The organism is Pseudobutyrivibrio sp. OR37 (assembly GCF_900113655.1).
Lineage (GTDB): Bacteria > Bacillota > Clostridia > Lachnospirales > Lachnospiraceae > Pseudobutyrivibrio.
In genome coordinates, this window is record NZ_FOQF01000008.1 from 92,107 (window position 1) to 104,656 (window position 12,550).

8 protein-coding genes are annotated in these 12,550 nt (G+C 39.1%); 2 read left to right on the forward strand and 6 right to left on the reverse strand.

What is annotated here, in order from left to right; all coding sequences use genetic code 11:
- Positions 1-19 precede the first annotated feature (19 nt).
- Positions 20-691 carry a hydrogenase nickel incorporation protein HypB gene (gene hypB, locus BM097_RS05825; RefSeq protein ID WP_090546861.1) on the reverse strand — a complete coding sequence of 224 codons (672 nt, stop codon included), beginning with the start codon at positions 689-691 and terminating at the stop codon, positions 20-22.
- Between the two features lie 283 nt (positions 692-974).
- Here hypB and BM097_RS05830 point away from each other — a divergent pair, with 283 nt between their 5' ends.
- Positions 975-1,802, forward strand: coding sequence for a transglutaminase domain-containing protein (locus tag BM097_RS05830; protein WP_090546864.1), 828 nt, complete (start codon positions 975-977; stop codon positions 1,800-1,802).
- Between the two features lie 16 nt (positions 1,803-1,818).
- Here the strand turns inward: BM097_RS05830 and BM097_RS05835 are convergent, their stop codons facing one another.
- The 5 genes from BM097_RS05835 to BM097_RS05855 all read right to left on the reverse strand — a co-directional run bounded on the left by BM097_RS05835 (position 1,819) and on the right by BM097_RS05855 (position 10,415).
- Positions 1,819-2,376 (reverse strand): class D sortase, encoded by a 558-nt coding sequence (locus BM097_RS05835; protein ID WP_090546867.1) that lies wholly within the window; start codon positions 2,374-2,376, stop codon positions 1,819-1,821.
- Positions 2,366-5,308 (reverse strand): collagen binding domain-containing protein, encoded by a 2,943-nt coding sequence (locus BM097_RS05840; protein WP_090546870.1) that lies wholly within the window; start codon positions 5,306-5,308, stop codon positions 2,366-2,368. Before BM097_RS05840 ends, BM097_RS05835 begins: the two co-directional genes overlap by 11 nt.
- Before the next feature lie 154 nt (positions 5,309-5,462).
- Positions 5,463-6,716 carry a serine hydroxymethyltransferase gene (gene glyA, locus BM097_RS05845; protein ID WP_090546873.1) on the reverse strand — a complete coding sequence of 418 codons (1,254 nt, stop codon included), beginning with the start codon at positions 6,714-6,716 and terminating at the stop codon, positions 5,463-5,465.
- Between the two features lie 19 nt (positions 6,717-6,735).
- The gene (locus tag BM097_RS05850; RefSeq protein WP_090546875.1) at positions 6,736-9,372 is read right to left on the reverse strand and encodes a bifunctional diguanylate cyclase/phosphodiesterase; all 2,637 of its coding nucleotides are present in this window, start codon (positions 9,370-9,372) and stop codon (positions 6,736-6,738) included.
- A complete protein-coding gene (locus BM097_RS05855) occupies positions 9,351-10,415 on the reverse strand; it encodes a branched-chain amino acid aminotransferase (RefSeq protein ID WP_090546877.1) in 1,065 nt (354 codons plus the stop codon). The genes BM097_RS05850 and BM097_RS05855 overlap by 22 nt, the downstream gene beginning before the upstream one ends.
- Positions 10,416-10,624: 209 nt before the next feature.
- On the opposite strand from BM097_RS05855, the gene BM097_RS05860 reads away from it, so the two are divergent.
- Positions 10,625-12,532 (forward strand): EAL domain-containing protein, encoded by a 1,908-nt coding sequence (locus BM097_RS05860; RefSeq protein ID WP_090546880.1) that lies wholly within the window; start codon positions 10,625-10,627, stop codon positions 12,530-12,532.
- Positions 12,533-12,550: the final 18 nt, after the last annotated feature.

Sequence of the window (12,550 nt, forward strand, 5' to 3'; positions counted from 1 at the left end):
TATACTGCCTCAAAAAAGACTAATTATTCCATGCTGCAACCTGGTCCCTCAACCAGTTAATCCATTCGTCAAAGCCTTCACCAGTTTTTGCAGAAACAAAAATAACCTTTGCGTTTGGATTAAGGCCATGAATACGTTCTTCTACTGCCTCTTTTGAAAATTCGCTAAACACTGGAAGTGTATCGCATTTGTTGATAAGAACCACATCACACACTGAAAACATCAGTGGGTATTTAAGTGGCTTGTCGTCTCCCTCAGGAACTGAGAGAATCATAGCGTTCTTTGATGAACCGGTATCAAATTCCGCTGGACAAACTAAATTACCAACATTTTCCAGGAAAACAAGATCTAACTCTTCAGTGCCAAATTCGTGTAAGCCTTGACGAGTCATATCTGCATCAAGATGGCACATGCCTCCTGTATGTATCTGAATTGCACGAGCGCCTGCCTCTGTGATAGTGGCAGCGTCCACATCAGAATCAATATCAGCCTCCATTACACCGATTTTCATTTCTTCCTTTAAACGAGAAATGGTCTGGCATAATGTGGTGGTCTTGCCTGAGCCTGGAGCCGACATAAGATTAACTAGAAATGTCTTCTGAGCCTTTATCTCTGCCCTAAGCTTTTCAGCGTCAGCATCATTGTCTTCAAAGATGCTTTGCTTAACTTCAATAACTTTGTAATCTAGCATATTTGCTCCCTAATATAAAATTATTTGAATAACTTGTTAGTAAACTCTAACTCAGAAAAAGAGTTTCCTGTAGATATAATATACTCTATATGATAAATTTTTGTCAATGCCCAAAGACGTCTCAAAGCGGCATAAAATCTACCTTCCCCCAACTTTAATACACACGTGTCTATAAACACTGTGAATTCTTTGTGAAACCACTAATTGGTCACACTTTTATCAATATTCATTTCTTATAATAGATAATAACTCTTTTTGTTAGTTAATTTACGGGGATTGTTTTATGAGTGCTAAGAAATATAAACGGATAAAATTACATATATTATTATATACCCTTTTAGTTGCATTTGCACTATGCTTTACGGAAACTGCTAACGCTTCAGAGGCCACCTCCTCTTATACTTATTATCAGAATTTGCTAAATGAAAATGAGCTAAAGGTATACAATCAGATTTACGATATGGCTATGTCATTTAATGATAGTATGTTTCCTCTTTGCATACCTTTATCGGAGCCTGAAATGGAAAGAACTATCAATTCATTTTACTTTGACCATCCAGAGCTTTATTGGGTCAACACCACCTATAAGTACGCCCTAAACAAGTCTGAACAGGTTATTAAGTTTCAGTTACAATTTGGGATATCTTCTGAAGAATTAGTTACGGCAAATACCATTATTGAAAATGAGTTGAACACTATAGTTGCTGCTGCAATGGCAGAAGCTTCGGATATAGAAAAAGAGCGATGCATTCATGATTACATCTGCTCTAATACTTCTTATAGTGTTGATGCCAAATTAAATCAAAGCGCCTATTCTGCGCTTACCTCACCATACTCTGTCTGTGCAGGCTACGCCAGAGCCTTTCAGATTGCCTGCGAGCGTGTGGGCATTCCTTGCTATTACGTTACAGGCACCTCAAAGGGGGTTAACCATGCATGGAATATCGTATACATAGATGGAAAATACTACAACGTAGATTTGACCTGGGATGATGTGATTGCAGAAAATTATTCAAAGCCATCCTATGTTTATTTTAACAAAACTGATGCTACATTTGCAGCCGACCATACACGCTCTGATTACGCGGTACTATTGCCAGTCTGCAACTAGCATCATATATAAAAGCTTATAAACGCTTTGCAATTATTACCAGACGATGGGTTGCAATATAAAGAGGTGTGCAGGTATAAAGTGTAAGAACCTCTTTGGAATTTGACTGATTAAGTACACTGTCCTCATTTGGAGCCACGATTTTTATATCAACTACCTTATAGGTGTATGTTTCATCTGCAGTATCCAAATAAATCAGGTCATCAATTTTAACCTCATCAAGTCTGTTAAAAAACTTTCCAAAGGTATAGTTTCTATGACCGGCGATTACACAATTTCCTGGCTGTCCGGCATAAGTGCTATTTGAGTCATGTCCAAGGGAGTCTTTAAGGACTCCCTTTTCTATGCCTTCACGGACAGGATTTTCTGATTCGATGGATGGAATTCTTAATACATAAAGCACATCAGAGTCTTTAGCATCCCCTGAAGGAGTAAGCTCCAGACTACCAGCCTTATAATCTTCCATTAATGCATCCCTAAGCCTGTTCTGTTGAAGATTAACCATAATGGAGGAGCCAATAAGTATGACGCCTGCCAATATGATTATCATTCCAATTATTTTTCTATTTCTCATTAGTTTTCTTCTTTGAAAGAACTAAATAAAGTCCTGCAATAATTAATACAAGGCCTGCGGCATAAGCTGCTAATGTACCAACAAAGCCGCCAGTCTTGGCAAAACGACTGCTTGCATTCTGGGCATTTTCAGAATCAGTAGATAAATCAGCATCTGCGTATGCAACTATTGATTTTTCCTTTATGATTGATTCTTCATCACTGTTTACTGACTTTTCTTTGACGGCTCCCTCATTATCAGCTTTTGCCTTATCTTCTTTAGTTCTGGACTTTCTTGGTCTGAAGCTTGCTCCTGCCTCAAAATAGCTCTTAACATCAAATTGCTGACCTGAGATATTATCAAAGCCAGCGTCAATTATCTCAACAGTGTTATTACAATCTGTAAGCTTTGAATCTACAATAAAGGCGTTGTAGGTAACCTTATAAACATGGTCTCCGGCAGGAAGCTTTATCTCAAGGATATCCTTGTCAGCTTCAGTGGAAACCTTCACCTTATACATATTTTTAGCTACAGGAGTTTCTTCCATAACCTTTCCTGATTTATCATCAATTGCACAATCGTAAACCTGGATAGATTCCTCATCCAGCTGTAAAGAGCTGCCCAGTGTATCCTTCAGAGTAAAGCCTTTAGCTACAGGGATTCTGGCTCTGTTCACCATAATTGTGTAGCTTGCAATTCCTTCTTTGGCATCCCCCTTACCAGTCTTTGCAAGGATGCTATTGTAAATAGACATATCATCAGACTTGCAATCCACATAGCCTGACGCCTTCTTTATAATATCCTTAGTTTGAAGAGCTGCCACGTTTGCGATGGTGAAATTTTTATTGTTAATGAGCTTATAAACATCTCCTGAAACCTTCACCTTAAAGGTTATTGTCTGGATAGCGCCCTCACCTGCTTCGGTAATATCATCTAGGTGTAAAACAAGATTGCCATCCTTGTTGATTACATAATTTTTCTTTACTCCATTTACGGTAAGGTCTGACACCACCTGAAACTCATAGTTTTCATATTTAAGCTGGTCCACTACAATAATGCTACTCATCGGCATTTTATTTTTATCCACTGTAATTACTATATCAGCAGTGTGTTCATTGTAATTGTAGTTTGAGATTGATGTGCTTATTACCTCACTTTTATAGGAAACGCTGGCAGAATCCTTTTGCACCTCATTGATTTCACTAGCGCTCATTTCTACCGTATTTACGATATTATTTACAGCATTATCTGACCAGATTTCTACTGCATCCGCCTTAAGCTCTGTCATCAAAGTAAATACAGCCTTCTGGCCTGACAAATTGCCCAAATCGACTACAAGAGCATTATTACCATCATATTCTACCGAAGCCTCTTTGGTAGAGGTCTCCCCCTTTGAATCAGTATAGGTGATGCTGCTAATAGAGCCTTCTACGTATGACTGATTAGAAGGAATGATATCCTTTACAGAAACATTTGTAAGCTGCTGATATTCTTGATTTACTGCAATTTGCCAAAGTATTCTGTGGGTGGCAGTGTCATAGCTGATGCCCTTCTTTTCCACACCTGACTTAAGATTTACTTCAGCTGTGGCTGTAGCTGTTGCACCAGTGTAGGTGGCAGCGCCATCACCAAAATCATATTCGTAGGTGAACCAGGCCTTATTCGCTGGCTTGGTAGAATGATTTCTCTTAAGATAATCCGAGTAGTTTTTAATCCTTGTCTTGTATTCAATCACCTTCTTTTCAGAAGAAAGCTTTCCAAGATCAACAGAAAAAGTATAGCTATCATTTTGTGCTATAGCTACCTTTGCCTTTTTATCATTCACATAGACAGAGCCCTGTACCAGCCCCATTTCACTTTCTGTAGGAAGTAAATCGTAAAGATGCACATTGTTGAAATCGCAATCATTTGAATCTACAACAATCTTCCACTGCTGCACTCCCTCGTCATCAATATCCCCTACAGCTTCCTTTGAGAACCACTTGTTGCAGTCTTTTGTAAAGCTGACATTAGCTGATGCTTTATCTATAACATCATCTTCCTCTAATGCAGCCTCATCCCAAACCTTTACCTGAAGCTTTGTAGAATTTGCTGCTATCTGAGCGGCTGTAACTTTATAAACAACCTTTGTTTGGTAATTGATTACCACATCACCTTCTGAATTTAAAAAGCTGGCAACGTCGCAGATAAGCTGATGCTTTGACTTATCGTAAATTGCATCAAGCTTCTGACCACCAATATTTGCAGAACCCTCTACGTATTCTTCATCAGCAGAAAGCTTGATTACTACCTTGGTATCGGCCCCAAATTCCTGCTTACTTCCGCGATTAATGGTAGCCTTCCAGTCTGCAGTGTCATCATTTAGCTTCTCTGCAGTTAGCTTGATAGATGGTGCCACATCCATGTATTCCCTGATGTTGAAATCATAGCTGCATCCATCTGGGAAGCTTATAGTTCTTTGGGATGATGTATCTTCTGGGTTAAGTCTAAGCTCCACCTCGAAATATGCATCGGAAATAGTTCCTTCCATATCTGTGGTCAGCTCAAAGGATAAATCAGCCTTATCACCATTAGGCTTAACTGTGATTACGCCCAATTCTGTATCTGAATTTTTGAGCTTCAAGCTTATCTTCTCTTCCTCTGTAAGATTGAACTGACCTATTCCTAAAATAGCTGGTAGGTCATATACATGTCCCTGACGAAGAGCCGTACCATCAGTATTAATTTCCATTTCATCAAAAGCGTAAACCGCTTTAAACACAGTGTCCTTAGAAATATCTCCTGATTGGATAGATGTGCCATCCTGATATGTTACAGATACTGCAACCTTTGGATTAGCATTAGATGTTTCCTGAGAATTGGTAGATTCTTCAGCCGAGGAAACAAAACTAGGAGCCAATACATTGATTAGTAGAAATAGCCCCATAATCATTGCTGTAATTCTTGTTTTCATTTTTTCTCCCTTTCAGCATTTAAGATTAATCCCCGGTCTATATTCCTAGACGTTATTAAAAATAACTTGTTTATTTTCTTGTGTCAATAATTTTAGGCAAAAAAAGCAGACTCCATATAGAAGTCTGCTTAATCCTTATACTTTATAGGTATTGTTAGAATTCTTGTCCGCCTGAAAGAGGATATTTATCTGTCAAAGTTTTGATGATAGCACGAGCTTTTTCAATGCCAGCTTCCTGCTCTTTGATGACGATTGAAATAGCCTCGGCAACCTTGTCAAAATCATCTTCCTTTAAGCCTCTAGTAGTGGCTGCTGGTGTTCCAAGGCGGATACCAGAGGTAACAAATGGAGACTTTGGATCATTTGGAATTGTATTTTTGTTGGCAGTGATGTGAGCCTCGTCTAAAAGCTTTTCAACCACCTTTCCGGTAAGCTCGAATGGAGTTAAATCGATAAGCATGAGATGATTATCTGTACCATCTGAAACGATTTTAATTCCTCTATCCTGTAAGCCCTTACAAAGAGCCTGAGCGTTCTTAACAATCTGTTTGCCATATTCCTTGAAGCTTGGGTCTAAAGCTTCCTTAAAGCATACAGCCTTGCCTGCGATTACGTGCATAAGTGGGCCACCCTGAATACCTGGGAAAACAGCCTTGTTGAAGTTATATTTTTCGTTGGCCTCGGCTGTTGCCATAATCATACCACCTCTTGGGCCGCGTAAGGTCTTGTGGGTAGTAGTGGTAACAATATCAGCGTATGGAACGGGGCTTTCGTGAACCCCTGCTGCAACAAGTCCTGCAATGTGAGCCATATCCACGAAAAGCACTGCATCAACCTTATCGCAAATCTCTCTAAATCTCTTGAAATCAATTTTGCGACAGTATGCTGATGCGCCTGCAATAATCATCTTTGGCTTGCACTCAAGTGCGATTCTTTCAACCTCATCATAATCAATGAAGCCATTATCATTTACACCATAAGGAACAATGTTGAAATAAGTTCCAGAGAAATTAGCTTTTGAACCGTGTGTAAGATGTCCGCCGTGATCAAGGTTCATGCCCATTACTGTATCGCCTGGCTTTAAAACAGCAAACTGAACTGCCATATTAGCCTGAGCTCCTGAATGTGGCTGAACATTTACATAGTCCGCACCGAACAATTCCTTTGCACGATTGATGGCTAACTCTTCAATAACATCTACCTCTGCGCATCCGCCGTAGTATCTTTTGCCTGGATAACCCTCTGCATACTTATTAGTAAGCACTGAGCCCATGGCTGACATAACGGCTGGTGATACCCAGTTTTCTGATGCGATAAGCTCAATGTGCTGTGACTGACGATTGAACTCTTTTGCGATAGCCTCTGCTACTTCTGAATCTGTGTTTCTGATGTCCTCAAGTGTGTACATTATTTCCCTTACCTTTCTGTTATAAATACTTATCTTCGAATTCAGCCTTTTCAAGTGGCTTATCGAAGTAGTAACCCTGAGCCATGTTTACGGAAAACTTGATGATTTCATCCATCTGTCTGTCTTCCTCAATTCCTGTGGCGCAAACCTCAGCATCAATGGCTGAAGCCAGCTCAGAAATTGTCTTTATGAATGCTGCTGCGAACTTGTCTGTGTCCATATCAGCGGCAATACTCTTATCTATTTTTATAATGTCTATTGGCATTTGACGAATATTCATTAGGGAAGAATTTTCTTTTCCAAAATCGTCCAATGCCACCTTACATCCAAGTGCTCTAATAGCCGAAAGGATTTTCTTCATCCATTCCATATCATCTGTTGTGGAAACTTCTGTTACCTCAAAGGTGATATTTGAAGGATTTATGTGGGTCTTCTTAATAGTTTTCTCAATTAGATTGAGTATATCCTTTTGAGATAACTGATAAGCTGAAAGATTGATGTTTACGCAATACTCTGGGCAGCCAAAATCGTTCCAGTGCTTGCAGGCTTTGATAGCCTCCGTAATGACACGATTTCCGATGATGTCCATCACTCTAAGCTTTTCAGCCTCTGAGAGAAATCTTTCAGGAGAAACAAGACCATATTCCTTTGAATTCCATCTAACCAGTGCTTCTGCACCATGGCAGATAGGAATTGCATCTACAAATTCCATGATAGGCTGATAATAAACCTGGAATTCATCGCTGTTTTCCTTAGTTGCATGCCTAAGGGCATTTTCCAGCTTGGTTCTTTCCTCGATGATGGCCTTAGACCTGTTATCATAAAATTCATAGCGGTTCTTACCCTTATTTTTGGCTGTGTGAACAGCAATATTCATGTATGTAAAAATATCTGTTACTGAATCTAATTCACCCTTAACCTTTACACACCCCATGCTCATGGTGCAATAGTAATCAACACCTTCTAATACCCATGGGTTTTCAAATAGCTTGGTGATACGCTTGATGATGTAATCAAGGCTGTCAAAATGGGCGCAGTCCACAAGCACTGCAAATTCATCGCCACCAATGCGATAGCACTTGCCCTTCACCTGAGAAATATCGTTGATGCTGTGGGCCACATATTCTAAAAGCTCGTCACCTACCTTGAAGCCCATGCCTTCGTTGACACTGGCGAAATCATCAAGGTCAATCATGAGCACTGCAAACTGCTTGTTAAGCTTGCCTGCCACATGCTGCTCCAAAACAATGTCACGTTCGCAGGCCTGTCTGTTGTAGAGACCTGTGAGGGCATCCTGCTGAGCACGACTTTCAATCTTTTTCTGATATAAGCGTAAATCAGTGGTTTCGTAGAAGGTAACCATTCTGGCATCTCTTCCATCTACCCACTTTATATTGTTAATAGATATGTCGAACCATTTGCCACAGTTGCCGGCACAAAAGCCATTGAGCTCTGGCAGAACATATTTCTCGTCGAAAATAATCTCCTTAACGGCCGCCTTATCTATCTTGTTGTCAAACATTTCATCGAAGGTTTCGTTTTTATATAAAACTTGATTTTCCTCTAAATCAGCAACCACGATACCGTAGCCTGCACTTTTAAGAATCACCTCTAAAGCATTGTAAGAGCTTGCCAAGGAATTGGTGGTGATTTTCTTAACCAAAACAGTATTAAGGATGCGCTTAATATCGTTGGCAAAACGCAAATCATCTACGCTCCAATTTCTTTCCCTTCCTATTGCAAGGAAGCACAAATACATGGCTGTAGAATCATTAACATTAATAGGTAAAAAGATGGCTGCCTTTATACCATATTTAATAAAAAATACTTCAAAGGCTTCTGGCAGAGTGGCATCAGAAGATATAGTATATGGCTTGCCATTCATAAACGGAAGCTCCATACGTGGAATCTGCTTGAACTTGCCGATAATGGCATCCTCTTCCTTTTCACACCACTCCAGAATCATATCTACTGTTGTGTCATTTTCAGAAATCTGCAAAAGGGCAGCATTAGTACACTCCAAATACTTTCCAGCATCCTGCAAAATATCCTCTGATATTTTGGAGAAGGAATTCTCCGACTCCATAAAACGCATAATGTCTGTCATTATCTGGTTTTTTCTAAGCTTGTACTTGATATCATCCTCTGCAGTACGCTCCTGCATAAGCTGATTTCTAAGAGCCTGAGTTTTAATTTTCTCTGCGTAATAATATTTGGTAAGAGTTTCGATAAGCTGAATTGATTTATCGAAGGCTTCCAGGCTTGTAAGCTTTATTTCAGCATCAAAGGTTTTTCCTTCTGGTAGTAAATCCTTATTGATTCCAAGGCAAAGCCATACGCCTAAAACATCCCCTGATGTGCTCCTAATTGCAACACCGCGATATATAAGATATTCTTCAGTCCCAAATCTCTCCACAATATTTTCCGCTGTGCCATCCACAAAGGAATCCATTATCTCGCTTCTGAGAGCTGAAGGAAAAACGCGGTCAACAAAATCCTCCTCAGACTTAGAGCCTGAGAAGGATGTTATTTGTCCATGAGCCTTACTGATGCACATAATATACATGTCGTTTGACTTGCAAAATGCATCCTGTAATGACTGCATATCCTCACTATTTATTTCTAAATCAAAATTTAGTCTATAACCTGTGTCCATCCATATTTATCCTCGAGTCTACCCCACTGGATACCTGTTAAAGTATCGTAAAGCTTCTGAGTAAGCTCGCCAGTTTTACCTCCATTTATTACAACAACATCATCCTTGAAACGGAGCTCACCAACTGGTGAAATAACTGCTGCTGTTCCTGTACCGAAGACCTCTTCAAGCTTGCCATCGTGGCCTGCCTTCATAAGGTCATCAATTGCGAGGCGTTCTTCCCTAACATTATATCCCCAATCTCTGAGAAGATGGATCATAGAATCTCTAGTTACGCCTGGAAGAACTGTACCTACTGTAGGTGCTGTCCAGATTTCTCCATCAATCTTGAACATGATGTTCATTGTACCTACTTCTTCCACGTACTTTCTTTCATTACCATCTAACCAAAGAACCTGTGAGTATCCAAGCTTTTCAGCCTTTACCTGACCTGCGATAGAACCTGCATAGTTACCACCGCATTTTGTAAAGCCTGTACCACCTGCAACTGCTCGTACTAATTCATTTTCTACTAAAATCTTAACTGGGTCAAGACCTGTTGCGTAATAAGCACCAACTGGGCAACATAAAATCATAAATTTATAAGATTTTGCCATGTGCACCCCAAGAGCTGCCTCAGTAGCAAACATAAATGGTCTGATATAAAGCGATGTGTCCTTTTCTGAAGGAACCCATGCTTCTTCTGTTTTAACAAGAGCCTTTACTGCCTGAACGAAATCTTCCACTGGAAACGCTGGCATGCAAAGTCTTTCGTTGGAATTAATCATACGCTTTGCGTTCATTTCAGGTCTGAATAGCTGAATCTTTCCGTCCTCTCTGCGATAAGCCTTCATACCTTCAAATGTCTCCTGAGCATAATGAAGTGTCATACATGCTGGATCAAGCTCGATTGGTCCCTCTGGTACGATTCTGGCATCATGCCAACCCACTTCTCTATCCCAGTCGCAAACAAACATATAGTCTGTCATATACTTTCCAAAGCCAAGATTTTTCCAATCTGGTTTTTCCTTTAATTGCTCCCTTTTTTCAAATCTGATATCCATTATTTGCCTCCGCATTAAATCATGATTAGTTTTCATTTATTATCTAACTTTTAATGATATGAGTCAACACTTTAACGCATTAAATTACTAAATTTTTCTTAGTTCTTCCAACTGTTTTTGAACATTCTTTGAACTTTCTGAGTTTTGGCGCCATCCTTCTTAAATCAATGCTATAATCTATACAAATAATAAAAAATGGGATAATTATCATGAATATTTACACTCAAATATGCGGTCTCGTCATCATAGCATTGCTCATAACCTTCTATAAAAAACAACCTACCATGGGTCTCGGGTCGGAACGCCGCTTTATAACAACTCTACATGTAATATTTGCATGCGTTATTTTAGATATCATTTCGTGCTATTTAATAATCAACGCTACAAAATACAGCCGTTCTATCGTTCTGCTTAGCTGTAAGCTTTATCTTCTAAGCTTGCAGGCAGTATCTTATTCGGCCCTTGCATATACTATCGCTGATATATTCAAGTATTTGGGTAGTAACTTTGAAAGATTCCTGGGCAGGCTTTATAGATATGGCTTTATATTAGGATTATTCGTAACCCTATATTTACCAGTAGAGTATCACTATGACGGCATATACCTCTATTCTTATGGCCCTGCGGCATTTGCTACATATATACTTGTTGCAATCTATATTGTTTCTGTGGTGGCTTCTACAATCGTCTTAAAGAAGCATATAAAGCAGCAAAAAATAAACGCACTGCTTATATGGATGACCATTTGGGTTTGTTCTGCAGTGATTCAATTTTTCAAGCCACAGCTTTTAATTGTCAGCTTTGCAGCATGTATTGGCGCCTTAATCATGTATCTTGAAATGGAAAATCCTCAAAGTGCCATTTCAAGAAAAACCGGACATTTTAGTTCAGCCGTTATTCATGATTACCTGGATTTTTTATATCAATCTAAAAAGAATTTTTCTGTAATGATGATTTCCTTTAGAACTATGGGAGATGCATCTACTGAAAATAAAATACTCAGAAAAACAATAACTACACTTTCTGAATTCTTATTCAATATTGAAGTCGCAAAGGTATTTGATACTGCTGAAGGCTATTTTTTACTGGTATTTGAAAACAACGATTTCATGGAGAGCACTAAATTTAAGATTGCCACTTATTTCCAATCAGTTGAGGACAATCCGGATATTGCCTACGCGTACACCCTATTGCATCCGGTTTACACAGTAGTTCCAGACAGCAGTATTGCCTATAATGCAGATGAACTGATGATGCTATTATCAAATTTCGTTCCAAATAATTACGAAAATCTGGTTAAGGACGAAATTATTATTGATAAGAATACAATGGCTGAGCTTCGCAACAAGAAGCTTGTGGAGAAAATGGTTATCGAGGCTATGGAGGATAATCGTATAGAAGTCCATTATCAGCCTATATATAATGTTTCAACTTGTACCTACACCGGTGCGGAAGCTCTTGTTCGTATCAGACTTCAGGATGGAACACTTGTATATCCAAATGATTTCATTCCAATCGTTGAAGAGACTGGCCGTATCGTGCCTCTATCTGACAACATTTATAGAAATGTTCTAACCTTTATGAAGTCTTACAGAGTTGAAAAGCTTGGAATAGAAAAGGTAGAGCTTAATCTATCTGTCAAACAAGGTGAAAGCCCTGTATTTGTATCTAGAATGTTAGAGCTACTTGAGAAAAACGAGCTAAATCCATCGCTCTTAAATTTCGAAATAACTGAAACCAGTTCCCTTCAAAGTAAGGAGAACCTCCTGGTTAATATGGAGAAATTAAAGGCTCATGGCATTTCCTTCTCATTAGATGATTTTGGTGCTGGATCTTCAAACCTGAACTACATCATTGATATGCCAGTTGAAATCGTAAAGCTAGACATGCATTTGACTGAAGAATATTTCACCAATCCAAAGGCTCGCGCCATTGTTAAAACTGTTGTTGAAATGTCACATTCAATGGGACTTAGAATTATATCAGAGGGTATAGAAACTGAAGAACAGATGAAGGAAATGAAATCTCTCGGTGTTGATTACCTTCAGGGCTACTATTTTTCTTACCCATTGCCTGAGCACGAATTTTTAAAATTCTTACAAATGAACAACTTATAATTAGAAAGTGAGGAATAA

Bases quoted from the DNA above. Each gene is read 5' to 3' on its own strand.
- hypB (WP_090546861.1), bottom strand. From the start codon at position 691: ATGCTAGATTACAAAGTTATTGAAGTTAAGCAAAGCATCTTTGAAGAC.
- BM097_RS05830 (WP_090546864.1), top strand. From the start codon at position 975: ATGAGTGCTAAGAAATATAAACGGATAAAATTACATATATTATTATAT.
- BM097_RS05835 (WP_090546867.1), bottom strand. From the start codon at position 2,376: ATGAGAAATAGAAAAATAATTGGAATGATAATCATATTGGCAGGCGTC.
- BM097_RS05840 (WP_090546870.1), bottom strand. From the start codon at position 5,308: ATGAAAACAAGAATTACAGCAATGATTATGGGGCTATTTCTACTAATC.
- glyA (WP_090546873.1), bottom strand. From the start codon at position 6,716: ATGTACACACTTGAGGACATCAGAAACACAGATTCAGAAGTAGCAGAG.
- BM097_RS05850 (WP_090546875.1), bottom strand. From the start codon at position 9,372: ATGGACACAGGTTATAGACTAAATTTTGATTTAGAAATAAATAGTGAG.
- BM097_RS05855 (WP_090546877.1), bottom strand. From the start codon at position 10,415: ATGGATATCAGATTTGAAAAAAGGGAGCAATTAAAGGAAAAACCAGAT.
- BM097_RS05860 (WP_090546880.1), top strand. From the start codon at position 10,625: ATGAATATTTACACTCAAATATGCGGTCTCGTCATCATAGCATTGCTC.